We start from the raw sequence: 24,660 nt of genomic DNA, 5'->3' as shown, positions 1-24,660 counted from the left end.
CCCGGGGCGGCACGGACGCGGCGCCGCCCGGCCCTGCGGGTCGGGAACGGCAAGGACGCCGTGCCCCGGGTTGCCCACCCTGTGCCGGGCCACCCGGCCCCGGGGCGGCTCAGCGGCGCGTCAGTGACACGTCCGCCACCACCGGCCGGTGGTCCGAGGCCACCGCTTCCTCCGGTACGGCGGCGCCGCGTACCCGCACGCCCTCGCCCACGGTCACGTAGTCGATCCGCTTCACGGGCGCCGCGGCCGGGAACGTGCCGCCGGTGCCCGACCCGGCGTCGCGCAGCTCCCGCCACAGCGGCCCCAGCTCGGGGGCCGTCGGCTCGGCGTTGAAGTCGCCGAGCAGCACCTGGCGTGCCCCGGGCCGGGCCGCCCGCTCCCGGGCCATGATCCGCCGCGTGTCGGCGACCTGCGCGACCCGAACGGCCGGGTCGGCCCGGTAGTCGAGGTGGGTCACGAACACCTGCACCGGCACCCCGCGCACCTTGAGCGTCACCTCGCCGAACCCGGGTGCGGGAGCCGGGACCGGGTTCTCGTCCTGCGTGGACAGACGCGTGATCTCGTGGTTCGCCGCGGAGCGGATCGGGAAGCGGGACAGCACCGCCACGCCGTACTCGCGCCGGGGGCCGCCCTCCGTCACGGGGTCGAGGCTGTAGATCGGCGCGAACGACACCCGCATCCCGAGCCGCCGTGCCAACTCCCCGGCCACGTCGAGCCCCTGGCTGCGGTCTCCCCAGTGCACGTCGACCTCCTGGAGGCCGATCACGTCCGCGTCGAGGGCGCGCAGCGCGGCGGCCTGCCGGTCGAGGTCGAAGACGCCGTCCGAGCCCGTGCCGGCGTGGATGTTGTACGTGGCGATGCGCAGCGGGACGGTGTGGCCCTGGCCGGCGGAGGCGGGCGGTGCCGCCACGGCCAGGGTCAACAGGGCTCCGGCGACGGACAGTTGGACGAAGGTGCGCGCTCTGGCAGACATGACGGCACGGTACGCGGGAATCGGGCGCCGCGAGCCGCGCCGCGCGAACTCGTCGCCGGCCCGTACCTCGTCCGCCACCCCGGGTTCACGGGCGCCGCAGCAACTGGTTGACCGCGCGGCCGAAGACGTAGCGACCCGAACCGCCGAGCGCGCGGTCGAAGGCGGACGGCAACAGCCGGACGTCCAGCTCCTCGCGCCACAGGACCCGGGTCCGGCCGCCGGGACCCGGCCGCACCTCGATCTCGGCCCACCCCCGCACCAGCCGGCCGCGCTTCTCCAGCCGGCACCGGCCCGGCGTGTCGTCCCCGGGCGGCTGCCAGACGGTGACCTCCATCCGGTCGTCGAAGGCGAACGGACCGCCGCCGGTGCGGGCCACGATCACCGTGCCCCGGCGCGTGGGCCCGGGCGTCTCGACGGTGACCCGGGTCAGCGGCACGGCGTCGCCGTGGCGGGACCAGGTGGTGAGGCGCCGCCACGCCTCGTCGAGGGGGAGCGGGGCGGTGCGTTCCAGCGAGAAGGTGACCACGCGACGATCGTAGGGAACGCGGGCCCCGGGATGCCGCCGGCCGGTCCGGGCGGTACCGCGCCGACCAGCAGTCCATCCGCAGACCTCACGCTCGGTGACATGTGGACGCATGTCCGGAAACGGAGTGCGTCCATGAGCGTTTGAGGCGACCGCCCCGCGGCACCCGCGAAGCCGAGACGGACCCCCGCGACACCTCGCCGCTCGGAGCACCCCTCATGCGCAACCCCGGTACCGACGCCACGTCCCACGACCCGCGCCACCCGCTGCGGCGCCCCGGCCCCGCGGCGCGCCGGGGGAGGGCGGCCGCATGAGCCCCGGACACGGCCGCGCGGGCCCCGGGAACGGCTACGCCGTCGTCGTCCCCACGCTCGTCCGCGACTCGCTGGCCGACTGCCTGGCCGCGCTGGCCGCCGCGACCGGTCCCGGCCCCGACGAGATCGTCCTGGTCGACGACCGGCCCGGGCCCCGCGCCGACCCGGGCGCGCTGGAGCACCCGCTGACCGTCCTCGGCGACCTGCGCGAGCGCACGGTGGTGCTGCGCAGCGGCGGACGCGGCCCCGCCGCCGCCCGCAACACCGGGCTCCGCGCGGTCACCGCGCCCTGGACCGCCTTCCTCGACGACGACGTCCAGGTCGGCCCGCACTGGTGCGGGGATCTGATCCAGGACCTCGCCGAGGCGGCCCCCGACACCGGCGCCGTGCAGGGCGTGATCGCCGTCCCGCTGCCCGGCGAGCGCCGCCCCACCGACTGGGAGCGCGACACCGCGGGGCTCGCCCGGGCCCGCTGGACCAACGCCGACATGGCGTACCGCACCGTCGTGCTCCGGCAGGTCGGCGGCTTCGACGAACGCTTCACCCGCGCCTTCCGGGAGGACGCCGACCTCGCGCTGCGCGTCCTCGACACCGGGTGGCGCATCCGGCGGGGCCGCCGCACCACCCGGCACCCCGTGCCGCCCGCCGCCCGCTGGGTGTCCCTGGGGCAGCAGCGGGCCAACGCCGACGACGCCCTCATGCGACGGCTGCACGGCCCCGACTGGTGGGCCAAGGCGGTGGCGCCGCGGGGTCGGATCCGGCGCCACGCGGCGATCACCGCCGTGGGAGCCGCGACCTTGGCCCTCACCGTCGCCGGGCGGCCCCGCGCCGCGGCCGTCACCGGCCTCGGCTGGGCGGCCGGCACCGCCGAGTTCGCCTGGGCCCGCATCGCGCCCGGCCCGCGCACCCGCCACGAGGTCACGACCATGCTGGTCACCAGCGCGCTCATTCCGCCCACCGCTACCTGGCACCGGCTCAGCGGCTTGTGGCGCCACCGCAACGCCCCCGCCTGGCGGGAGACGCCCGCATGAGCCCGCCCGCGGCCGCCGGGTGCGGGCCCCGCTCCGGCGCCCGCGCGCGGCCGGGCGTCGAGTTCCGCGCCGGCCCGGCCTCCGTCCCCGCCGGCGCTCGCGACGTCACCCGCGCCGGTACTCGAACCCGCGTCGGCATCCGCTCCCTCACCGGCCCCCCGGCCGCTTCCCGCAACAGCCGCCCCGAACCGCCGGACGGCTACGGCCGGGGAGCGGCCCCCAAGGAGGTGACCCGATGAGGATCGCCATGGTGTCCGGGCACGCGAGCCCCCTCAGCGAGCCCGGCGGTGACGCCGGCGGGCTGAACGTCTACGTGGCCCGCCTCGCCGAGGAGCTGGCGGCGCGCGGCCACGACGTCACGGTGCACACCCGCCGCGACGCCCCCGACCTGCCCGCCCGGGTCGCGCTGCCCGGCGGCGTGGTCGTCGAGCACGTGCCGGCCGGCCCGCCCGAGGCGCTGCCCGTGGAGGGGCTCCTGCCGCACATGGGCGGCTTCGGCGCACACCTGGCCCGGGTCTGGGCCCGGGAGGGGCCCGACGTGGTGCACGCCCACTTCTGGCTGTCCGGCCTGGCCGCGCGGACCGGCGTGCGGCCGCACGGCATCCCCCTCGTGCAGACCTTCCACACCCTCGGCACCGGCACCGGCGGCCCGCCCGAACGCGCCGCCGCCGAACGGCTGCTCGGCCGTGCCTGCCGACGCGCCCTGGCCGTCAGCACCGACGAGGCCGACGCCCTCGGCGCCCTCGGCATACCCGCCCGCCGGGTGTCGGTGGTGCCCTGCGGAGTGGACGCCGAGCACTTCCACCCCGCCGCCGACACCGGCCGCACCCCCGAGCGCCGCCAACGGCACCGGCTGCTCGCCTGCGGACGACTGGTGCCCGGCAAGGGCTACGACCAGGCCGTCCGCGCCCTCGCCGAGGTCCCCGACGCCGAACTCCTCGTCGCGGGCGGCCCGCCGGCCGGTGCCGTGGCGGCCGACCCGGAGGCCCGGCGCCTGACCGCGCTGGCCCGCCGCACCGGTGTCGCCGACCGGGTCCGGCTGCTCGGCGCGGTCCCCCCGGACGACATGCCCGCCCTGCTGCGCAGCGCCGACCTGGTGCTGTGCACCCCCGTCCACGAAGCGTTCGGCTTCGTGCCGCTCGAGGCGATGGCGTGCGCGGTGCCCGTCCTCGCCACCGACGTCGGCGCCCACCGCGACTGCGTGGCGGACGGCAGCACCGGCCGCCTGGTCGCGCCCGAGGACCCCGCCGCCCTCGCGGACGCCGTCCGCGCACTCCTCGCCGAGGAACGGCTCCGCCGCCAGTACGGCAGGAACGGCCGCGAACGGGTCCTGCGGCACCACACCTGGACCCGGGTCGCCGACGCGGTGGAACAGGTCTACCGCCTGGCCCTGCCCGAGACGCCCCCGGTGACCGCCCCCTCAGCGCCCGACGACCGGCCCGAAGGCCTCGCGCACGTCGGCGGCGGAGGGCGTGACGGCCATCCGTGACGGCAGACTGTCGAAGTACCTGAGGATGCCCGGGCAGCTCTCGCCGCCCATCTGCACCTTGCGGTCGGTCACGAGCTTCCCGGTCCGCAGGGCGTACGCCTTCACCCGGACCGCCAGCCTGTTGAACCTGACACTGCCGATCCGGCCGTTGTGGTCCCGGTACCGGCACGTCTCGACGACGTCCCCCGCCTCCGTCCCGTCCGCGCACACCACCAGCGCGGCGTCGGCCGCGTCGCCGGCCTTCCACGCCTCGGGCAGCTTGTCCGTGTACGTGGTGGCCTCGGTGTCGCCGACGAACAGGGCGCGGCTCTTCCCCTCGCGGTACGCGGGCGCCCCGGCGTACTTCGCCGGTTTCCGGCAGTATCCGGTGCTCATGCTCTTCGCCTCCGTCACCAGCGACCTGACGTCGCTGAGCTGGATCGCCAGGCCCGCCTTCCTGATGCCGCCGCGCGCGTCGTCGGCGCGGTCGTCGCCGGGATGCTCGTCGAGCAGCCGCTGGTACATGTCCCGCGCGTTCACCCACTGCCCGTCGGCCAGGAGGGCGTCTCCGCACTCCTCGAGCGCCTCGGGGGCTATCCGGGCCGCGGTGGCCGAGGAGGGGCCGTCGAGGGCCTTCGGCCCGGACTCGCGCTCCCGCAGCCAGTCCGCGATGTCCATCGTCCGGCAGCCGTCCTCGGTCGGCAGCCCCTCAAGGAAGTCCGTCAGCGTCACCCCGACGGCCCGTTCGTTGCCGGGCTCGCCGAGGACCGCGCCGAGCCGTCCGAAGCCGGTCTCCAGCGCGTCCAGGTCGCCGGTCAGCCCGGTGCTCAGGTAGCCGGCGGCCGTGTCCAGGCGCTCGCACGCCTCGACCACGGCGTCACCCCGGGCGGCCACCGGTGCCGCGGCGAGCCGGTGGCGGAACCCCACCTCGTCCTGGGCCGCCACCGCCTTGCCGCAGTCCCCCCGCGCGTGGGCCCCCGCCACGGCGTCCTCGATGCCGTGGGTGTCGTACCGCACCCACCCGGCGGCCACCAGCACCGGCAGGGTGAGACCGAGCGCGAGCACCCGCTGACCGGTCCGGGGGCCCGCCGCGGGGTGCCGCCGCGCCAGCCACAGGCCGTGCGCGACCATCACCGCCCACCACAGCAGCAGGAGCACCTCGCACCACGTCTCGGCCGTCGAGTACGTCAGCCGCAGCAGCGCGACCGTGACCACCGCGCACGCCCAGAACAGCCACCGGCGCCCCAGCATCAGATAACCCGCCCCGAGCAGCGAGGCGTTGCCGACCGCGACGGCCAACGGGTCGGGCTCACGCGGCGGCCGGGGCCCCACGGGAGGCCGGGGCTCCCAGCCCGGATCCCAGTACCCGGGCCGGCCCGCCCCCGGCTCCTCGGCCTCGGAGTGCTCCGGATCCTCGTACGGCGGCCGGGTCACGCGTCCAGCTCCTCGCCGGTGCGGAGGTACTCCTCACGGGCCCGGACGTACTCCTCGGCGGCCGGGCGGTACAGCAGCACCACACCCGGGACCGCGAGCAGCGCGCCGAGCAGCAGCGTGGTGCCGCCGTACAGCGCGTCCCCGAACGCGAACGCCGCCCCGAGCACGAAGACCACCGCCGTCAGGCAGGTCACCGCGGTCCGGGCGCCGCGCCGTCCCCGGCCGGCCCGGACCGCGAACCAGAAGCAGACCGCCACCAGCAGCAGCACCAGGGCCCCCGCCTCCTGCGGACCGGCCGCCGTCGTCGCGGCGACGAACGTTCCGAGCATCACCAGCACCACCGCCGGCGTCACGCTCGGCGGGCGACGGGTCGCCTCGGCGGTCATCGGATCACTTCCCTCATCTGTCCGTCCCTGAGCCCGGCGTACGCCCACGACCGTCGGCGTACGCGAGGTGCCTGCGGGGTGGCGCGGCCATGAGCGGCACGGCCTGCGCGCCACCCCGCAACTCCCCCGAGCACCGATTCCACCCCGCGGTGGCGTTGTTCAGCAGCCCGGCCGCCGCCCTGAACAATGCGGAACCGGCACGCGGCCCACCGGGCGGCACCCGACCCCGCGGAACCGGAGTGAAGACACCGTGAACTCCGCGTGCGCCACCGGCGGATGCCCGCCCCCGCGCTTGCCGCCCCTCCCGCGCGTGCCTACCGTGGGCGCCCGGACGGGGACCGGGAGCCACGGCGGGGCGGGGACACGTGAGCGGACGCGGAGTGGGACGCCGGGAGCGACGGCTCGACCCGGGAGCCGGACCGGTGCAGCGGTTCGCCGCCGAACTCCGCGCCCTGCGCGAGTCGGTGGGCCGGCCGACGTACCGGACGATGGCGGACCAGGTGCCGTTCTCGGTCACCGCCCTGTCCCAGGCCGCGGCCGGGCGTCAACTCCCCACGCTCGCCGTGACCCTCGCCTACGTCGAGGTCTGCGGCGGCGACCCCGAGGAGTGGGAGCGGCGCTGGCGGGCGGCGAGCGCGGAGGCCGCCGCCCTCGCCGCCGCCGAGGAGGAGTCCCGCCCGCCCTACCGGGGCCTGACACGCTACGAACCGGACGACGCGGCGCTGTTCTTCGGCCGCGACCGGCTCGTGGACCGGCTGACCGCGCTGACCCGCCGGCACCGCTTCACCGCCGTCTTCGGTCCCTCCGGCAGCGGCAAGTCCTCCCTGCTGCGGGCCGGGCTCATCCCCCGCCTGCGCACCCCGGAGACCGGTCCGGACGCGCCCTGCGCCCCCGCGGCCGTCCGCGTCCTCACCCCCGGCGCCGACCCGCTGAGCACCCACGCGGACCGCCTGGACCCCGCTCCCGGCGCGGCACCGGGGGCGGACACCTGGCTCATCGTCGACCAGTTCGAGGAGCTGTACACCCTCTGCGCCGACCCCGCCGAACGCAACGCCTTCGTCGACCGGCTGCTCGCCGCGGCCGCGCCGGGCGGTTCCGTGCGGGTGGTGATCGCCGTACGCGCCGACTTCCTGGGACGCTGCGCCGAACACCCCGCCCTCACGGCGGCGTTGCAGGACGCGACGCTGCTCGCCGGTCCGATGAGCCGCGAGGAGCTGCGGGAGGCCGTGGTCCGGCCGGCCGCCGCCGAGGGCCTGGTCGTCGAACGCGCCCTGACGGCACGGCTGCTCGACGAGGTCGAGGACGCCCCGGGCGGACTGCCGCTGATGTCGCACGCCCTGCTGGAGACCTGGCGGCACCGCACCGGCCGGACCCTCACCGAGACCGCCTACGAGACCGCCGGCGGCCTGCGCGGCGCCGTCGTGCGCACCGCCGAGGAGGTCTACGGCGAACTCGGCCCGCCCCAGGCCGAACTGGCCCGCCGCGTCCTGCTGCGGCTCGTCGCACCGGGCGACGGCACACCCGACACCCGGCGGCCCGCCGAACACGCCGAACTCGACCTCGGCGACCAGGAAGGCACCCGCGCCGTCCTGGACCGGCTGGTCCGCGCCCGGCTGCTCACCCTCGACGACGGCACCGTCGAACTAGCCCACGAAGCACTGATCAGCGCCTGGCCGAGACTGCGCGGCTGGATCGACACCGAACGCGACCGGCTGCGCGTCCACCGCGCCCTCTCCGAGGCCGCCCGCACCTGGACCGGCCTCGGCCGGGAGAACGCCGCGCTCTACGCGGGCTCCCGCCTGGCCGCCGCCCACGAGGCCTTCCCGCCCCACCAGCACGTCGAACTCACGCCGACGGAGCGCGAGTTCCTGGCCGCCTCGACCGGCCGGCGGCGACGCGCGGTGTGGCTGCGGCGCGGGCTGTCGGCCGCCCTCGCCCTGCTGGTGCTCGTCGCGTCCGGCACCGCCGTCATCGCCCTCGGGCTGCGCGACGACGCCCGGGCCGAGCGGGACGTCGCCGTCTTCGGCCGGATCACCGCGGAGGCCGACCGGCTGCGCCCCACCAGCACCCCCCTGTCCGCCCGGCTCGACATCGCCGCGCTCGGCATGCGCACCACCCCCGAACTCAGGACGGCGCTCACCACGGACGCGGGCCGGGTGCTGTCCACCCGGCTCCCCGGACACCGGGACATCGGCAGCGCCGTGGCCTTCGCCCCCGACGGCCGCACCCTCGCGAGCGGCGGCCACGACGGCACCGTACGGCTGTGGGACACCTCGGGAGCCGACCCGCGCGCACCGCTCGGCGAGCCGCTGCGCATCACCGGCGACGACGTCGGCGCGCTCGCCTACTCGCCCGACGGCACGCTGCTCGTCGCGGCCGGGCAGGACGGCGGCATCCGCCTGTGGGACGCCCGCGACCGCGCGCGGCCCCGCCCGCTGGGCCGGCCCCTGGTGAGCCACGGGGGGAAGTCCGTCACCTCCGTCGACCTCGCCCCCGACGGCCGCACCCTCGCCACCGCGGGCGACGACGGCACCCTCCGCCTCTGGGACGTCCGGGACCCGGCCCGGCCCACGCCGCTCGGCGACCCGGCCCGCGCCGACACCCGCAGCGTCCGGGACGTCGCCTTCGCGCCGGACGGCCGCACCCTCGCCACCGCCGGACACACCGGGACCGTACGGCTCTGGCGGGCCGGCGGCGCCGACGGGCCGGCCCCGCTCGGTGAGCCGCGGCGCGCGCACGACGAGGCGGTCTGGTCCCTCGCGTACTCCCCGGACGGCGACACCCTGGCCACCGCCGGCTACGACGACATGGTCCGCCTGTGGGACGTCTCCGGCGGCGACGCCCCGCGCCCCCTGGGCGAAGCGCTCACCGGGCACTCCGCCGCCGTGTGGTCCGTGGCCTTCAGCCCGGACGGACACACCCTGGCCAGCGCCGCGCAGGACGACACCGTGATCCTGTGGAACGTCGCCAACCCCGCCTACCCGCAGCGGATCGGCGAACCGCTGACCGGCCACACCGAGGGCCTGTGGGACCTGGCGTTCGCCCCGGACGGCCGCACCCTCGCCACCACCGGCGCCGACCGGGGCGTCCGCCTGTGGCACCTGCCGGAGAACGTCCTCACCGACTTCACCAACCCGCTCACCGCCGTGGCCTACGCCCCCGGCGGGCGGCTGTTCGCCGCCGCGAGCACCGACGACGCCCTGGTCCGGCTCTGGGACGTCGGCCGGCCGGAACACCCGCGCAGGCTGCCGCGAGCCCTCACCGGCCACGAGGCCGCCGTCCTCACCGTCGCCTTCTCCCCGGACGGCCGCACGGTCGCCTCCGGCGACGAGGACGGCGCCGTACGGCTGTGGGACGTCTCCGACCCGGCCCGTCCCGCCCCCGCGGCCACCCTCCCCGGCGCACACCCGGGCGGCGCCCTCACCGTCGCCTTCGCCCCGGACGGCCGGACCCTCGCGACCGGCGGCGCCGACGAGCGGGCCCGGCTGTGGGACGTCCGCGACCGCGACGACGTACGTCCCGTCGGGGCGCCGCTGACCGCCCACACCGACTGGGTCGGCTCCGTCGCCTTCTCGCCGGACGGACACACCCTCGCCACGGGCAGCCAGGACAAGACGGCCCGCCTGTGGGACGTCCGCGACCGAGACCGGGCCCGGCCGCTGGGCGAACCCCTGACCGCCCACGGCGACTGGGTCAACTCCGTGGCCTTCGCCCCCCGGGGGCACGTCCTCGCCACCGGCGGCCGGGACCGCACCGTACGGCTGTGGGACGTCACGGACCCCGGCCGGGTCCGGCCCCTGGGCGAGGAGCTGACCGGACACCGCGGCGGCGTCACCTCCGTGTCCTTCGCCCCTGACGGGCGCACCCTCGCCAGCGGCGGCGAGGACCACGCCGTACGCCTGTGGAACGTGGCCGACCCCGCCCACGCCGAGGCGTTCGGCGGCCCCCTGACCGGCCACCTGGATACGGTCACCTCGGTCGCGTTCGCGCCCGGCGGCGACACCCTGGCCTCCGCGGGCAACGACCTGACGGCCAGGATCTGGACCCTGGACACGGACCGGGCCGTACGGCACGTCTGCGCCCGCACCGGCGGCGACCTCACACCCGCCCGCTGGCACGAACTGCTGCCGCAACTCGCCTACCGGCCCACCTGCCGGTAGCGCCCCCGGCTCACAGCGCGTTGGTCACGGTCACCGTCACCTGCGCGCCGGGCGCCGTCCCGGCGAGCGCGGCGGTCACCGCGTCGCGCACCGCGCGGGCGACGGTCAGGGCGCGGTGACCGCGGCGGACGACGATCTGGACGTCGACCTCCCACGGCCCCGCCGCGGAGGCCCGGGTCACCCGGACGCCCGCGGGCGCCCGCCCGGCCGCGCGCGGCGGTCCGGTGCGGGCGGAGCCCCGGACCAGGTCCGCGAGCCCCGGGCGCAGAAAGGCGACGCCCGGCACGCCGGCGGTCACCCGCGCGACGGTTCCGGCGAGTGCGTCACGGCCGGTGGCGGCAGCGGTCACGGTCGGGTCCCTTCTGCCGCGCCGGCCGGTTCCGGCTCCGCGCCGGCCGGCTCGGTCACATCGGTGATGTGCACGTCCACGTGGTCCACCGGCAGTCCCAGGGAGTCGTCGGCCGCTGCGCGCACCCGCCGCCGGATCTCCTCCGCCAGGTCGCGCAGGTGGGCCGTGAGCGGTACGACGACCTCCAGCCGTACCCGGACCGGCCCGCGCGAGGGCCCGGTGCCGGACTCGGCGGGCCGGATCCGGCAGGAGCCCGCGCGTACGCCCGGCACGGTCTCGGCGGCGGCCCGCAGCGCCTTGGCCGCCATCGCCTCCCGCACCCACAGGTCCTCCGCGGGCTCACCGAGAGGCAGCGGCCGGCCGGGCCGCAGCTCCAGCCGGACGACGTCCATGACCCGCTCGGTCAGCGCCCCGGCGTCCCACTGCGGCTCCCGCCCGCTCCCCGCCTCGCGCACCGCGGCCCCGAGCAGGTCCAGTTGCCGGACGGCGGCCGAGCAGTGCGGGCAGTCCCGCAGGTGCGGGTCGTCCGCGGCGTCCTCCCAGGACTCCCACACCGCGGACAGCAGCCGCCCGCATGCCAGCCGTTCGTCGTCGCCGGGGTCGTGCGCACCGCCGGGCCCGGTGCCGGGCCCGGGCAGCTCAGCGCCGGTGTTCATCGCCATGCGGTCATCGCCTCCGTCAGGCAGCGTCGTGCGCGGAACACCCGGCCGCGGGCAGCCTCGGGGCTGATCCCGACCGTCTCCGCGATCGTCTCGTACGACTGGCCCTCCAGCTCTCTGAGCACCCAGCAGACCCGCTGCTCGGGGGAGAGCTCGGACAGCGACCTGCCCAGCGCCAGCGCGGCGGCGTGCGACTCGGCGGCCCGTGCGGGGGAGACCGCGTGGTCCGGCGCCTGCGGCTCGGGCACGCTGTCGAGGTCCGTGACGGGCCGTCTGGAACGCAGCATGTTCAGGCACCGGTTGACGACGATGCGGTGCATCCAGGTGCCGAAGGCGGACCGCCCCCGGAACTCCGGGAGCCTGCGCCACGCGCTGACGAACGCGTCCTGCACCGCGTCCTCCGCCTCGGAGGGACTGCCCAGCATGCTCGCCGCCAGCCGCAGCAGCCCCGGCGCGTGCCGGCGCACGAGCGCCTCGAAGGCGTCCTCGTCGCCCTCGGCGGCCCGTACCGCGAGCAGTCCGTCGTCGCCCGGCACGTGCGCTCCCTTCCGTCGTTCCCCACGGTTCCCATGGGCGGGTTCCCCAGTTGGACACGCCGCCCGCTCCCGGCGTTACGCGAAGAGGTGAGGCCGCGGGAGAAAAAAAATCCCCCGGGCCGCGTAACGCCGCACCGCGACCCGTGTCCAACGTCCAGCAACACCAAACGACCACCGTTGACGGAGGACACCATGACGACGACACCGCAGACGGCCACGACCGAGAAGAAGAGCGGCGGCACCGGCATCGGCGCGCAGGGCGGCGCGACCACCGTGAGCGGCGGCTCCACCGGCGCCACCGAACCGGCCGGCACGCGGGGCCGTACGTCCATCGCCGACGTCGTGGTCGTCAAGATCGCGGGCATGGCGGCGCGCGAGATCCCCGGCGTGTACGACATGGGCGGCGGCCTGTCCCGCACCATCGGCGCGGTCCGCGACCGGGTGCCCGGCGGCCGGCCCAACGTGGGCCGCGGCGTGAAGGTCGAGGTCGGCGAGCGGCAGACCGCGATCGACCTGGACCTGGTCGTGGAGTACGGCGTCCCGATCGCGGACCTCGCCCGGGACGTGCGGGAGAACGTGATCGACGCCGTCGAGCGCATCTCGGGCCTGGAGGTCGTCGAGGTCAACATCACGGTCAACGACGTCCACCTGCCCGACGACGAGGACCCGGAGCGGCCGGTGGAGGCACGGGTGGAGTGAGGAGCGTTTTCCGGAGCATGAGCAGGTGCGAGGCGGAGGTGAGTGATGAGCAGAGCGGTGATCGGAATGCTGGTCGGCATGGCGCTGGCCTTCGCCGGGTATTTCGGCGGGTTCGGGGCGTTCCTGCTGGTGGCCGCGCTGGGCGCGGTCGGCGCCGTGGTGGGGCGCCTGATCGACGACGGCACCGACTGGCGTGAGTTCCTGGCCCCCCGGGACCGGAGGCCGAGGTGACGGCGGCACCGGCCGAACGCGGCAGGACCGTCGTCGCCGACCGGGCCGTGCGCCGCATCGCCGAACGCGCCGCCACCGAGGCCGACCTCGGCGGGCGGCGCGCCCGGGTGACGCACGGCGCGGCGGCCGTCCACGGGCGCCACGCCGATGTCCGCGTGGACGTACGCCTGCCGTATCCGGCGGCGCTCGGCGAGACGGGGGAGCGGGTCCGGAGCCGGATGGCAGACCGGGTCGCCGAGCTGAGCGGCCTGACGGTGCGTGCGGCGACGGTCCGCGTCCAGTCGCTGGCCGCGGACCGGACGGCCCCGTCGCCGCCCCCGGCCGACGGTGCCGGTCCCCCACGCCGGGCCCGGCGGCCCTGGTCGGGACGCCGGGTCCCCGCCGCGCTGGTCGCCCTCGTCGGGACGGGAGCCTGTTCGCTCCTGCTGTACGACGTCCTGGCCGTGCACGTCGCCGGCCGCGGACCGGCCGCCTGGCGCACGGACGCGGTCGACTGGGCGGCCACGCACGGCCCCGGGGACGCCCCGGTCGTCGCGGGCGGCGCCGTCGCGGCCGTCCTGGGTGCCTGGCTGCTGTGGCTGGCGCTCACCCCGGGCCTGCGCGGGGTGCTCCCGATGGCCCCGGTGCCGGGGAGCGGCCTGCAGCGGGCGGTACTGGAACGGCCGGCGGTGGCCGAACTCCTCCGGGACGCCGTCACCGCCGTACCCGGGGTGACGGACGTCCGCGTGCGCTGCGGCAGACGGCGCGTCCGCGTCCGCGCCCGCCTCGGCTTCGGCGATCGCACCACGACCCTCACCGCGGTCCGTACCGCCACCGCCACGACCCTCGGCACGCTCGGCCTCACCCGCCCCCTCAAACCCCGCGTCACCCTGCGCCCGGAGCCCCACTGGCGCCCACCGGAGGCGACACCGACGGCGCCGCCCGCCGGGCCGGGACCCGCCACCGAGCCGCCGCCGCCCCCGAAGGAGACCGATTCGTGAACCCGATGCGCAACGCCGTCAACCGGACGCTGCTCGCGCTGACCGGGGCGGCCCTGCTGGCCGGCGGTGGATGGCTCGGGCTCGGCGGCGGCGCGGTCGCCGACCGGCTGCCCGGCTGGTGGCCCCGGCCCGAGGACGGCACCGTGCTGCTGGACCGGGCCCGTCTCGCCGATCTGCGCGGTGCGGACTGGTGGACCCCCGTGGTCGTCGCCGGTACGGCCGCCGCGCTGCTGCTGTGCCTCACCTGGCTCCTCGCCCAGCTGCGCCGCGACGGTGACCGGCGGCTGCCGCTGGCCGGCCCGCCCCTCACCCTGCGCTCCCGCGCGCTGGCCGACGCGGTCGCCCACCGCGCCGAGGCCACCCCGGGCGTCACCCGCGCCCACGTACGGCTGCCCGCCGGCCGGAAACGCTCACGGGCCCGCGTACGGCTGCTGCTCGAACCCGGCGCCGCACCCGGCCGCGTCCTCGAACGGCTCACCCACGGCCCGCTCGACGAGGCCCGCGCCGCCCTGGCACCCCACCCGCTGCGCACCCACCTCCGCATGGGCGTACGGTCCCGTCGCGAGCGGCGTACCCGGTGACCACGGTGGCGACGTACCTGGAGACCAGGCTGACCCGGCTCCGGAAGCGCACCGTGCCGTGGAGCGGCGCGCTGCGCCGCGTGCCGCGCGCGATGTGGGACGACAACGACTCCGACTGGGCGGCGGCCCTCACCTACTACGCCGTCCTCGCCCTGGTGCCCGCCCTCGTCGTCACCGCGTCCGTCATCGGCCTGGTCGCACCGGACCTGACGGACCGTCTGATCGACGACGTGACGTCCTGGGCGCCCGCCCAGTCCGGTGCCGAACTGCACCGCACCCTGCGGGAGATGGCGGGGGAGCGCTCCGCCGCGCTGACCGTGGCCGTGGCCGGCTGCGCGGGCGCGCTCTGGTCCGCCTCCAGCTACCTGGCGGTCTTCCGGCGCGCCCTGCACGAGATGCACGGCCTGCCCGACCGGCGCCCCCTGTGGCACCGGCTGCACCGCATCGTCCTCACCGCGCTGAGCCTGCTCGGACTGCTCGTCGCCGGCGCCCTGGTCCTGCTGCTGACCGGACCGCTGGCCCGGGCGCTGGGCCGGCTGGCCGGCATCGGCACGACGGCGACCGCCGCCTGGTCCCTGCTCCGCTGGCCGCTGCTGGTGTGCCTGGTCGCGCTGCTGGTCCTCGTCCTGTTCCGGACCGGCCCCGCCCCGGCCCGCCGCAGCCGGGAGGCGGTGCCCGGCGGCGCCCTGGCGGCGCTGCTGTGGCTGACCTCCTCCGCGGCCTTCTCCCTCTACGCCTCCGGCATCGGCACCTACGGCCGCCTGTACGGCTCCCTGGCCGGGGTCGTGGTCTTCCTGGTGTGGCTGTGGGTCTCGAACCTGTCCCTGCTGGCCGGTGCCCGTTTCGTCGTGGAACTGAGCCGCGCCGACCGCGGACGGAACCCGACCGCAGGCCCCGCTACCGTGCACCCATGACGACCAAGGCAGGCACGAGCGCCCCCGTCCTCGGCATCCGCGCCCTCAACCGCGCCACCCTCGCCCGGCAGTTGCTGCTGCGCCGCGCGGCCATGTCCGCCGAGGCCGCCGTCGCACATCTCGTCGGACTCCAGGCGCAGAACGTCAAGCCCCCGTACTACGCGCTCGCCGCCCGCCTCGACGGATTCACGCCCGGGGACCTTTCGGAGGCGATGGCCGGCCGACGGGTCGCCCGCCTCGTCACCATGCGCTCGACCATCCACACGCACACCGCCGACGACTGCCTCACCCTGCGCCCCCTGGTGCAGGCCGCCCGGGACCGGGAGCTGCACGCCTTCCGCAAGGGCCTGGTCGGCGTCGACCTGGACCGGCTCGCCGACCACGCCCGCGACCTGGTCGAGGCCGAGCCGCGCACCATGGCCCAGTTGCGCGAGGCCCTGCTCGCCGAGTGGCCCGACGCCGACCCGCAGTCCCTTGCCGTCGCCGCCCGCTGCCGCCTCCCCCTCGTGCAGGTCACCCCGCGCGGACTGTGGGGCAGGAGCGGCCAGGTCACGCTCACCACCGCCGAGCACTGGCTGGCCCGCCCCGCACGGCCCGCGCCCGCACCGGACGACACGGTCCTGCGCTACCTCGGCGCCTTCGGACCCGCCTCCGTGAAGGACATGCAGACGTGGGCGGGACTGACCCGGCTGCGGGACCCCTTCGAACGGCTCCGCCCCCGGCTCGTCACCTTCCGCGCCCCGGACGGCACCGAACTCTTCGACCTCCCGGACGCGCCGCGCCCCGACCCGGACACCCCGGCCCCGCCGCGCTTCCTGCCCGAGTTCGACAACCTGCTGCTCTCCCACGCGGACCGCGCCCGCGTCGTCCCGCCCACCCACAAGGGCCGTACCTGGACGGGGAACCAGGCACACCGCGTCCTCCTCGTCGACGGCTTCGTGGCCGGACTGTGGAAGCCGGCGGACGACGCCCTCGTCGTCGAACCCTTCGACCGCCTGCCCAGGGAGCGCCGGGACGAGGTCGTGGCCGAGGGGGAGCGGATGCTGGCCGTCATGCAGCCGGAAGCCGCGTACGGCGTCCGCTTCGGGACGGTACGCGGCTGACGGCATTGGAGAGGGGGCGTTGCGGGCCGCTCGTGGAGGCTCGCAACGCCCCCTGGCTTGCACCTGAGGGGTACTCAGGAGATCAGGAGACCTGCCGGGGCGGGGCTACGAGGTGACCTGCGCGGTCACCTGGTCCGAGAACGTGGTCAGCCGGGAGTAGACCCCCGGATAACCGGCCCTCGCGCAGCCCTCGCCCCAGGAGGTGACCCCTGCCAGGACGCCCCCGATGATCAGGGGTCCGCCGCTGTCGCCCTGGCAGGTGTCCACGCCGCCGGACGGCAGCCCGGCGCATACCATGTCGCTCGCGACGAAGTCGGAGCCGTACGAGCCGCCGCAGTCGGCGTCCGACACCACCGGCACGGTCGCGGTCCGCAGCTGGTTGGAGGAACTGCCGTTCTCCCGGGTGGTGCCCCAGCCGAGCACGCGGGCCTCGTTGCCGGCCGCGTAGACCGAGGTGTCCGAGGAGGAGACGTACTTCGCCGGGGTGTACGGCATCGACGAAGCCAGCGTCAGCACCGCCACGTCGTCGCCGTTGGTGGCGTCCGTGTAGTCCGGGTGCACCCAGATCCGGCTGACCCGGGCGACCGTGCCGTCCGAGCCGTCGAGGTAGGTGCGTCCGCCGACCACGCGGACGCTGCCCGCGCTCTCGCCGGCCATGCAGTGCGCGGCGGTGACGACCTTGGTGGGTGAGACGAGGGTGCCGCCGCAGAACTGGTTCTCGGAGGCGTCGGTGACCTGCATGACGAACGGGTACGCGCCCGTCGTGGTGGTGGTGCCGCCGACGATCGGCTGCGGCGCGGCGACGGCGGAGGGGGCGGCGAGCAGCGCGGCTGCGCCGGCGGTGGCCAGGACGGTGGCTGCCGATCTGGCGCGGATGAGCCCGAACATGAGTCTCCTCAAGGGTTGCCGGTGGGGGGTCGCACGGGCGTGGGGGGTTGCACGGGGGTCTCGGGACAGACCCCCGTATGCCCGGGCGAGCGGCACGTGTTCACGCTAGAACCGGCGGTCGGGGCACCCCAATGAGGGAACCCCCTAGGGGAGGCGGGCAGGGAAAACCCTCGGTGCGTGGCCGGTAAACCCCCGCCGTTCTCAGTCCGTTCGCCCGCCCGCCGCCAGCCGGACGAGGTCGACCCGGGACCGGATCCCGAGCTTGCGGTAGACCCGGGTCAGGGTCGCCTCGACGGTCTTGACGCTGACGAAGAGCCGGGCGGCGATCTCCCGGTTCGTCGCGCCCTCCATGACCAGTGCGGCCACCTGACGCTCCATCGCGGCCAGCCCCGCGAGACCGTCCGGCGTGGCGGCCGGTGCCGGGGACGGTCCCGCCGACCGCGCGGCCGCGGCCGCCTCCACCCGCTCCAGCCAGGGCAGCGCCCGGCAGCGCCGGAACAGCCGCGTCGCCTCGTCGTACGACGCCGCCCCCGGCGCCCGGCCCGGCCGTTCGGCGTGCAGTTCGGCCAGCGCGAAGGCCGCCCGCGCCTCCTCCAGGCCGTACCCCAGCCCCGCCAGCCGCTCCCGAGCCGACGTCAACCGCGCGACGGCCGCCCGGTGTTCGCCCCGGCCCGCGCGCACCAGGGCCTCCGCCCGGTCCAGCACGGCGAGCACGCTGCCCCGCCCGAGCCGCAACGCGTGCGCCCGGCTGACCTCGATGACGTCCATCGCCTCGGCCGGCTCGCCGGTCCGCACCAGCGCCTCCGCCAGATCGCCCTGCCACCGTCCGCGCGCCGGGTCGGTGATGCCCGCCCCGGCCTCCAGCTCCCGCACCCGGCGCAGCGCCCGCACGGCCGCAGCCGCGTCGCCCGCCACCAGGTTCGCGTGGCCGAGCGCGGCCAGCGCCCGCGACAGGTACACGGCGTCGCCGTCCTCCTCCGCCCGCCGCACCGCCTCCCGCGCCAGCTCCAGGGCCCGGTCCGGGTCGCCGCCCGCGGCCTCGGCGAGCGCGGCCTGCATCGCGCCGGCACCCTCGCCGATGCCCGCGTCCCGGGCCAGCGTCAGGCTCTCCCGCGCCAGTTCCAGGGCCCGGCCGCAGTGCCCGGAGTGCAGCTCGGTCTCGGCCAGGAAGCGCAGATAGTGGACCTCGCTCTCGGCCATGCCGCGGCGGCGCACCTCACGCAGCAGCGTGGTGACGGTGGCCCGCGCCTCGGCCAGCCGGTCGCTCATCACCAGCCACCGGAACCGGGACGACCCGGCCCCGTTGTGATGGCACGCCACCCGCGGGTCCTGCGGCTCGGCCAGCGCCCGTCCGATGGTCGCCGGGGCGTCCGGATGCCCCATCAGCGTCTCGCACTGGGCCTGGAACGCCAGCGCGAGCAGTTCGGTGCGCCGGTCGGCGCCCCGCGCCGCCAGCCGGGCGGCGTGCGCGGCCTCCTCCCGGCCCTGGGCGAAGTCGCCCTGCACCACCAAGGAGCGCCAGGCCAGCTGGTAGTGGACCTGGGCGAGCAGCCGCGGGTCGTCGCCCGCGTCGGCCAAGGCCTGCGGGAAGACGGCGTCGACCTCGCCGATGGCCTGCCCGGCGGCCTCGATCACCACCATCCAGGCGCGGACCCGGTCGCCCGGTGCGGTGGCCCGGGTCAGCACCTCGCGGGCGATGTCCCGGGCCAGATCCTGCTCGCCCGCCGTGATCGCGTCCTCGGCGGCCGCCACCCGGCGTTCGTCCGGTCCCGGCGCGCTGTCCGCCGGGGTGTGCCGGGCGGCGAGCAGCCCGAGCGAGGCGGCCACCGACGGCGCCCCGCGGTCCCGGGCCAGCGAGGCGGCCTCCGCCAGCCGCGCCGCGACCTCGGGGTCGGTACCGGTGGTGGCCAGGGCGAGGTGCCGGGCGCGCTCGATCGGGTCCGAGGCGGCCGTGGACAGCGCGGCGTGCGCGGCCCGCCGCTCGGGCGCCGGGGCCTCGGCGTACAGCGCGGCCGAGATGAGCGGGTGCGCGAACCGTACGGTCGGTCCCTCCGGGTCGGTCGCCAGCAGTCCGAGCGCCGCCGCCTGGGCCGTCTCGGCCTCGGCGTTCTCCCGGCCGGCCGCGCGCAGCAGGGCCGGCGTCGGGCGGGCGCCGGCGCTCGCCACCAGCAGGGTGCGGCGGGCCTCGTCCGACAGCATCTCCAGGCGGGAGAGAACCAGGGCGCGCAGCGAGGTCGGCACCGGCAGCGGTTCGCCGGGCCGGGGCGCCGCGGGGCTCTCGGCCAGCGCCCGGCCCAGTTCCAGGGCGAAGAGCGGATTGCCGCCGCTGGTGCGGTGGATGTCGCGGACCGTGGCCCGGTGCAGGCCCGCGTAGCCGCGTTCGCCGAGCAGTGTCGCGACCTGGGCGCGGGTCAGCGGGCCGAGGCGGACCGCGCGGGTGTCCGGCGGGGAGGCGCGCAGATGGCGGTCGTACTCGGCGTCCTCCGTCTCGGGCCCCTCGGTCCGCACCGCGCACAGCAGCCGCACCGGGGTCTCGCCCAGGCGCCGGGCGGCGAAGCCGAGGAGTTCCGCGCTGGCCGGATCCAGCCACTGGAGGTCGTCGGCGACGACGAGGACGGGGCCCGCGGCGGCGAGGGCGCGCAGGGCGGACAGCACCGCCAGCCGCAGCGCCAGGCCGTCGCGCTGGAGGGTGGACTCGCCGCGGCCGGTGAGCGCCGACTCCAGCGCGGTGCGCTGCGCGGCGGGCAGCGTCCGGGACACGTCGTCCAGGACCAGACCCAGGAGGTCGGCCAGGGCGAGGAAGGGAAGATGCGATTCGGACTCCGTGGCCGAGCAGCGCAACACGGTGTGCGAGGTGCGGGCATATTCCGCCGCCAGGGTGCGCAGGACGGTCGACTTTCCAATTCCGGCGGGTCCGTGCAGCAACACACTGCCGCCCCGGGCCAGCTGCTCACGTGCCGCGCCGAACGACTCCTCCCGCCCGATGACCAGGTCGGAGCGGAATCCGGCAGACTCCGCGAAGTCCCGTGGCACGGTGACCGCTCCCTCCGAGTGTCGTGTCCGGGCCAATGTTAGGCAACGGGCCATTGGATTAAGGAGGGACGAGGAGGTGAGGCAAATAACAAACCGGCGGGCACGGAAATCAAAGAGCCGTGGGAAATCCCCGGGCCGCCCCGCACCCTACGGCAGCCATCCTGTCCGGCGGGCCCGGGCGACCGCCTCCGTGCGGGTGCGGGCGCCCAGCTTGCGCATCGCCGAGCGCAGGTAGCTCTTCACGGTCTCCGCGCCCAGCCCGAGCCGCTCCGCGGCCTCGACGTTCGTCGCGCCCGCGGCCACGCAGGCCAGCACGTCCACCTCGCGCGGGGCGGGCCGGGGCCCCGTTCCCGGCCCGCCCCCGGGCGCCAGCAGGCCGCAGGCGCGCAGCAGCTCCTCGCGCAGCGCGGGGTCCGCGATCCGGGGCGCCAGCGCCCGCAGCGCCGCGTGGGCCTCGCGTACCTGCTCCCAGCCCGCCGCGTCCGCCGGGTCGGGCCCCCGGCCGGGCCGGGCCGCCGCCAGCAGCTCGTCCGTCTCCTCCCGCAGCACCAGCGCCTGCTCCACGTCCCGGGCCGCCGCCACGGCCGCTCCCAGGGTGCGGTCGCCCAGCGGCTGCGCGGTGCGCAGGGCGCCGTACAGCACACCGCGCACCCGGCGCCGTACCACCACCGGGACCGCCAGCACCGAGCGCAGCCCCTCGGCGGCGACGGGCCGGTCGTACTCGTGGCTGATCTGCGCGGAGACGGAGTAGTCCGTCACGGCGCAGGGTCGCGACAGCGCCACCGCCCGGCCGCCGAGCCCGTTGCCCGAGGTCACCGCGAGGGCGCTGAGCGCGGCCGTCGCCGTGCCGCTCAGCTCGCTGATGCGCACCTGCCGCCGGCCCGCCTCCACCAGCCCGCCGAAGGCCACCGGCAGCCCGGTCGCCCGCCGCAGCCGCACCAGCGCACCCCGGATCTCTCCGCCGTTCCCCGGCTCCACCGCCACCCGTTCCGCCCTCCCTCGCACCCGTCCCGGGGCGCACACCCCCGTTCGGGGGTAGTGAGACCTGCATCACGGATTACACGATGGCAGAGAGCCGCCCGGCAAGGTCCGGCACGAAGGAGGACAGATGACGACGGCCACGGAGCTGTTCCGCAGCGCGCGGGACTTCCTGCTGGAGCACCGCGAGGACTACACCGCCGCCTGCGAGGGCTTCACCTGGCCCCGCCCCCGGGACTTCAACTGGGCGCTGGACTGGTTCGACGTCATCGCCGACGGGAACGAGCGCACCGCGCTGCACATCGTCGAGGAGGACGGCTCGGAGGTCCGGATCTCCTTCGCCGAGATGTCCGCCCGCTCCGACCGGGTCGCCAACCGGCTGCGGGAGTGGGGCGTGCGTGCCGAGGACCGCATCCTCGTCATGCTGGGCAACCAGGCCGAACTCTGGGAGACCGCGCTCGCCGCGATGAAGCTCCGCGCCGTCGTCATCCCGGCCACCCCGCTGCTCGGCCCCGCCGATCTGCGCGACCGCGTCGACCGGGGCAAGGTGCGGCACGTGATCGTCCGCGCCGGGGACGCCGGCAAGTTCGACGACGTGCCCGGCGACTACACGCGCGTCGCCGTCGGCGGCACGGCACCCGGCTGGCTGCCCTACGCGGACGTGTACACCGCCGACGCCGGCTTCACCCCGGACGGCCCCACCGCCGCCGACGACCCGCTGATGCTGTACTTCACCTCGGGCACCACCGCCCGCCCCAAGCTGGTGGAGCACACCCACGTGTCGTACCCGGTCGGCCACCTGGCGACCATGTACTGGATCGGTCTGCTCCCCGGGGACGTGCACCTGAACATCTCCTCGCCCGGCTGGGCCAAGCACGCCTGGTCGAACCTGTTCGCACCGTGGAACGCCGAGGCGACCGTCTTCCTGTACAACTACACCCGGTTCGACGCGGCCCGCCTGATGGCCGAGATGGACCGGGCCCGGGTGACCACGTTCTGCGCCCCGCCGACCGTGTGGCGCATGCTCATCCAGGCCGACCTCACCCAGCTCGCCCACCGCCCGCGCGAGGTCGTCGCCGCCGGTGAGCCGCTCAACCCCGAGGTGATCGAGCAGGTCCGCGCGGCCTGGGGCGTGACCGTCCGGGACGGCTTCGGCCAGACCGAGACCGCCGTGCAGGTCTCCAACAGCCCCGGACAGGTGCTGAAGACCGGCTCCATGGGCCGCCCCAGCCCCGGCTACCGCGTCGAACTCCTCGACCCGGTCACCGGTGCCCCGGGCGCCGACGAGGGCGAGATCGCCCTGGACCTGTCCGCGCACCCCGTCGGCCTGATGACCGGCTACCACGGCGACCCCGACCGCACGGCGGAGGCGATGGCCGGCGGCTACTACCGCACCGGCGACATCGGCTCCCGGGACGGCGACGGCTACCTGACCTACGTCGGACGCAGCGACGACGTCTTCAAGGCGTCCGACTACAAGATCTCCCCGTTCGAGCTGGAGAGCGCCCTGCTGGAACACGAGGCGGTCGCCGAGGCGGCGGTCGTGCCCGCACCGGACGCTCTGCGCCTCGCGGTGCCGAAGGCGTACATCGTGCTGGCGGCGGGCTGGGAGCCGGGACCGGACACCGCGAAGGTGCTGTTCGAGCACTCCCGTGAGGTCCTCGCCCCCTACAAGCGCCTGCGCCGCCTGGAGTTCGGCGAGCTGCCCAAGACCGTCTCCGGCAAGATCCGCCGCATCGAGCTGCGCGAGGCCACCGCGGCCGGTTCCGCGAACGAGTACCGCGAGGAGGACTTCCGGTGACCCCACCCCTGTCGTACGCCCACGGCACCAGCACCACCCCCCTGCTCGGCGACACCATCGGCGCCAACCTCGACCGGGCGGTCGCCGCCCACCCGGACCGCGACGCCCTGGTCGACGTACCGTCCGGACGTCGGTGGACCTACGCGGAGTTCGGCGCCGCCGTCGACGAGGTGGCGCGCGGACTGCTGGCGAAGGGCGTCGCCCAGGGCGACCGGGTCGGCATCTGGGCGGTCAACTGCCCGGAGTGGGTCCTCGTCCAGTACGCCACCGCCCGCATCGGCGCCGTCATGGTGAACGTCAACCCGGCCTACCGGGCACACGAGCTGGAGTACGTGCTCCGGCAGTCGGGCATCAGCGTCCTCGTCGCCTCCCTCGGCCACAAGGGCAGCGACTACCGGGCGATCGTGGAGCAGGTCCGCGGCCGGTGCCCCGCGCTGCGCGAGACCGTCTACATCGGCGACCCCTCCTGGGACGCGCTGAGCGAGGGCGCCGCGCGGGTTCCGCGGGACCGCCTCGACGCGATCGCCGCGGGGCTGAGCTGCGACGACCCGGTCAACATCCAGTACACCTCCGGCACCACCGGCTTCCCCAAGGGCGCCACCCTCTCCCACCACAACATCCTCAACAACGGCTACTGGGTGGGCCGCACGGTCGGCTACACGGAGCAGGACCGAATTTGTCTGCCGGTGCCCTTTTACCACTGTTTTGGCATGGTGATGGGGAATCTGGGGGCCACCTCCCACGGCGCGTGCATCGTCATCCCCGGCCCGTCCTTCGAGCCGACCGCCACGCTGGAGGCGGTGCGGCGGGAACGGTGCACATCCCTGTACGGCGTCCCCACGATGTTCATCGCGGAGCTGAACCTCCCCGACTTCGCCTCGTACGACCTCACCTCCCTGCGCACCGGCATCATGGCGGGCTCGCCGTGCCCGGTCGAGGTGATGAAGCGGGTGGTCGCCGAGATGCACATGGAGCAGGTCTCCATCTGCTACGGCATGACCGAGACCTCCCCGGTCTCCCTCCAGACCCGCATGGACGACGACCTCGAACACCGCACCGGCACCGTCGGACGGGTCCTGCCGCACATCGAGGTGAAGGTCGTCGACCCGGTGACCGGGGTGACCGTGCCGCGCGGCGACGCCGGTGAACTGCGCACCCGCGGCTACAGCGTGATGCTCGGCTACTGGGACGAGCCCGAGAAGACCGCCGAGGCGGTCGACGCGGGCCGCTGGATGCACACCGGGGACCTCGCCGTGATGCGCGAGGACGGCTACGTGGAGATCGTCGGCCGCATCAAGGACATGATCATCCGGGGTGGCGAGAACATCTACCCGCGCGAGGTCGAGGAGTTCCTCTACGCCCACCCGAAGATCGCGGACGTCCAGGTGGTCGGCGTACCGCACGAGCGCTACGGCGAGGAGGTCCTCGCCTGCGTCGTCCCGCGCGACGCCGCCGACCCGCTCACCCTGGAGGAACTGCGTGCGTACTGCGACGGGCGACTGGCCCACTACAAGGTGCCCAGCCGCCTCCAGCTCCTCGACTCCTTCCCCATGACCGTGTCGGGGAAGGTGCGCAAGGTGGAGCTGCGGGAGCGGTACGGGGAGCCCGCCTGAGCGGGA

At 76.1% G+C, this 24,660-nt stretch carries 22 protein-coding genes; 12 read left to right on the top strand and 10 right to left on the bottom strand.

The features are described from left to right. Nucleotides 1–109: 109 nt before the first annotated feature. Nucleotides 110–973: an endonuclease/exonuclease/phosphatase family protein gene (locus ACGF3J_RS09395; protein ID WP_393853770.1), complete on the bottom strand. Its 864-nt coding sequence runs from the start codon at nucleotides 971–973 to the stop codon at nucleotides 110–112. 85 nt (nucleotides 974–1,058) lie between these two features. Further along, a complete protein-coding gene (locus ACGF3J_RS09390) occupies nucleotides 1,059–1,499 on the bottom strand; it encodes an SRPBCC family protein (RefSeq protein WP_161327479.1) in 441 nt (146 codons plus the stop codon). Nucleotides 1,500–1,806: 307 nt separating this feature from the next. On the opposite strand from ACGF3J_RS09390, the gene ACGF3J_RS09385 reads away from it, so the two are divergent. The 3 genes from ACGF3J_RS09385 to ACGF3J_RS09375 are packed head-to-tail and all read left to right on the top strand — an operon-like array spanning nucleotide 1,807 to nucleotide 4,330. Next, nucleotides 1,807–2,841 carry a glycosyltransferase gene (locus ACGF3J_RS09385; protein ID WP_393853769.1) on the top strand — a complete coding sequence of 345 codons (1,035 nt, stop codon included), beginning with the start codon at nucleotides 1,807–1,809 and terminating at the stop codon, nucleotides 2,839–2,841. Beyond that, nucleotides 2,838–3,080, top strand: a complete 243-nt coding sequence (locus tag ACGF3J_RS09380) for a hypothetical protein (RefSeq protein WP_393853768.1) — start codon at nucleotides 2,838–2,840, stop codon at nucleotides 3,078–3,080. The genes ACGF3J_RS09385 and ACGF3J_RS09380 overlap by 4 nt, the downstream gene beginning before the upstream one ends. Then, nucleotides 3,077–4,330: a glycosyltransferase gene (locus ACGF3J_RS09375; protein WP_393853767.1), complete on the top strand. Its 1,254-nt coding sequence runs from the start codon at nucleotides 3,077–3,079 to the stop codon at nucleotides 4,328–4,330. The genes ACGF3J_RS09380 and ACGF3J_RS09375 overlap by 4 nt, the downstream gene beginning before the upstream one ends. On the opposite strand, the gene ACGF3J_RS09370 is transcribed toward ACGF3J_RS09375, so the two are convergent. Continuing rightward, the gene (locus ACGF3J_RS09370; RefSeq protein WP_161326336.1) at nucleotides 4,262–5,743 is read right to left on the bottom strand and encodes a tol-pal system YbgF family protein; all 1,482 of its coding nucleotides are present in this window, start codon (nucleotides 5,741–5,743) and stop codon (nucleotides 4,262–4,264) included. The genes ACGF3J_RS09375 and ACGF3J_RS09370 overlap by 69 nt on opposite strands. Then, nucleotides 5,740–6,129, bottom strand: coding sequence for a hypothetical protein (locus ACGF3J_RS09365; protein WP_161326337.1), 390 nt, complete (start codon nucleotides 6,127–6,129; stop codon nucleotides 5,740–5,742). Before ACGF3J_RS09365 ends, ACGF3J_RS09370 begins: the two co-directional genes overlap by 4 nt. Nucleotides 6,130–6,494: 365 nt before the next feature. Between ACGF3J_RS09365 and ACGF3J_RS09360 the strand changes: the two genes are divergently transcribed. Further along, nucleotides 6,495–10,289 (top strand): WD40 repeat domain-containing protein, encoded by a 3,795-nt coding sequence (locus tag ACGF3J_RS09360; RefSeq protein ID WP_393853766.1) that lies wholly within the window; start codon nucleotides 6,495–6,497, stop codon nucleotides 10,287–10,289. A gap of 10 nt (nucleotides 10,290–10,299) precedes the next feature. On the opposite strand, the gene ACGF3J_RS09355 is transcribed toward ACGF3J_RS09360, so the two are convergent. The 3 genes from ACGF3J_RS09355 to ACGF3J_RS09345 are packed head-to-tail and all read right to left on the bottom strand — an operon-like array spanning nucleotide 10,300 to nucleotide 11,833. Next, nucleotides 10,300–10,638: an Asp23/Gls24 family envelope stress response protein gene (locus ACGF3J_RS09355; RefSeq protein ID WP_393853765.1), complete on the bottom strand. Its 339-nt coding sequence runs from the start codon at nucleotides 10,636–10,638 to the stop codon at nucleotides 10,300–10,302. Continuing rightward, entirely contained in the window at nucleotides 10,635–11,300 is a 666-nt protein-coding gene (locus ACGF3J_RS09350) for an Asp23/Gls24 family envelope stress response protein (protein ID WP_393853764.1), read from the bottom strand. The genes ACGF3J_RS09355 and ACGF3J_RS09350 overlap by 4 nt, the downstream gene beginning before the upstream one ends. Then, nucleotides 11,291–11,833: an RNA polymerase sigma factor gene (locus ACGF3J_RS09345; RefSeq protein WP_161330274.1), complete on the bottom strand. Its 543-nt coding sequence runs from the start codon at nucleotides 11,831–11,833 to the stop codon at nucleotides 11,291–11,293. Before ACGF3J_RS09345 ends, ACGF3J_RS09350 begins: the two co-directional genes overlap by 10 nt. Before the next feature lie 192 nt (nucleotides 11,834–12,025). On the opposite strand from ACGF3J_RS09345, the gene ACGF3J_RS09340 reads away from it, so the two are divergent. From ACGF3J_RS09340 to ACGF3J_RS09315, 6 genes are read left to right on the top strand one after another with little or no spacing between them, the layout of a single operon-like run. Continuing rightward, nucleotides 12,026–12,532 (top strand): Asp23/Gls24 family envelope stress response protein, encoded by a 507-nt coding sequence (locus ACGF3J_RS09340; RefSeq protein ID WP_161330275.1) that lies wholly within the window; start codon nucleotides 12,026–12,028, stop codon nucleotides 12,530–12,532. A 45-nt stretch (nucleotides 12,533–12,577) separates the two neighbouring features. Further along, the gene (locus tag ACGF3J_RS09335) at nucleotides 12,578–12,763 is read left to right on the top strand and encodes a hypothetical protein (RefSeq protein ID WP_161330276.1); all 186 of its coding nucleotides are present in this window, start codon (nucleotides 12,578–12,580) and stop codon (nucleotides 12,761–12,763) included. Next, the gene (locus ACGF3J_RS09330; protein WP_393853763.1) at nucleotides 12,760–13,743 is read left to right on the top strand and encodes a DUF6286 domain-containing protein; all 984 of its coding nucleotides are present in this window, start codon (nucleotides 12,760–12,762) and stop codon (nucleotides 13,741–13,743) included. The genes ACGF3J_RS09335 and ACGF3J_RS09330 overlap by 4 nt, the downstream gene beginning before the upstream one ends. Beyond that, nucleotides 13,740–14,324, top strand: coding sequence for a hypothetical protein (locus ACGF3J_RS09325; protein ID WP_393853762.1), 585 nt, complete (start codon nucleotides 13,740–13,742; stop codon nucleotides 14,322–14,324). The genes ACGF3J_RS09330 and ACGF3J_RS09325 overlap by 4 nt, the downstream gene beginning before the upstream one ends. After that, complete coding sequence (locus ACGF3J_RS09320) at nucleotides 14,321–15,238, top strand: YihY/virulence factor BrkB family protein (RefSeq protein ID WP_393853761.1); 918 nt, start codon at nucleotides 14,321–14,323, stop codon at nucleotides 15,236–15,238. The genes ACGF3J_RS09325 and ACGF3J_RS09320 overlap by 4 nt, the downstream gene beginning before the upstream one ends. After that, nucleotides 15,235–16,341 (top strand): winged helix DNA-binding domain-containing protein, encoded by a 1,107-nt coding sequence (locus ACGF3J_RS09315; RefSeq protein WP_393853760.1) that lies wholly within the window; start codon nucleotides 15,235–15,237, stop codon nucleotides 16,339–16,341. Before ACGF3J_RS09320 ends, ACGF3J_RS09315 begins: the two co-directional genes overlap by 4 nt. Nucleotides 16,342–16,446: 105 nt before the next feature. Here ACGF3J_RS09315 and ACGF3J_RS09310 read toward each other — a convergent pair whose 3' ends face one another. The 3 genes from ACGF3J_RS09310 to ACGF3J_RS09300 form a co-directional block, all read right to left on the bottom strand. Next, on the bottom strand, nucleotides 16,447–17,229 hold the full coding sequence (locus ACGF3J_RS09310) for a trypsin-like serine protease (RefSeq protein WP_161331275.1): 783 nt from the start codon (nucleotides 17,227–17,229) through the stop codon (nucleotides 16,447–16,449). A gap of 201 nt (nucleotides 17,230–17,430) precedes the next feature. Next, the gene (locus tag ACGF3J_RS09305; protein WP_393853759.1) at nucleotides 17,431–20,316 is read right to left on the bottom strand and encodes an ATP-binding protein; all 2,886 of its coding nucleotides are present in this window, start codon (nucleotides 20,314–20,316) and stop codon (nucleotides 17,431–17,433) included. Between the two features lie 93 nt (nucleotides 20,317–20,409). After that, complete coding sequence (locus ACGF3J_RS09300; RefSeq protein WP_393853758.1) at nucleotides 20,410–21,246, bottom strand: response regulator transcription factor; 837 nt, start codon at nucleotides 21,244–21,246, stop codon at nucleotides 20,410–20,412. A gap of 124 nt (nucleotides 21,247–21,370) precedes the next feature. On the opposite strand from ACGF3J_RS09300, the gene ACGF3J_RS09295 reads away from it, so the two are divergent. Both ACGF3J_RS09295 and ACGF3J_RS09290 read left to right on the top strand, forming a co-directional pair. Continuing rightward, nucleotides 21,371–23,041, top strand: a complete 1,671-nt coding sequence (locus ACGF3J_RS09295; RefSeq protein WP_393853757.1) for an AMP-binding protein — start codon at nucleotides 21,371–21,373, stop codon at nucleotides 23,039–23,041. Next, on the top strand, nucleotides 23,038–24,654 hold the full coding sequence (locus ACGF3J_RS09290) for an AMP-binding protein (RefSeq protein WP_161332260.1): 1,617 nt from the start codon (nucleotides 23,038–23,040) through the stop codon (nucleotides 24,652–24,654). Before ACGF3J_RS09295 ends, ACGF3J_RS09290 begins: the two co-directional genes overlap by 4 nt. Nucleotides 24,655–24,660: the final 6 nt, after the last annotated feature.

Origin of the sequence: Streptomyces sp. NPDC048171, assembly GCF_043202655.1 — a bacterium.
Taxonomy (GTDB): Bacteria; Actinomycetota; Actinomycetes; order Streptomycetales; family Streptomycetaceae; genus Streptomyces.
This window is presented reverse-complemented; position numbering and strand designations above follow the sequence as displayed.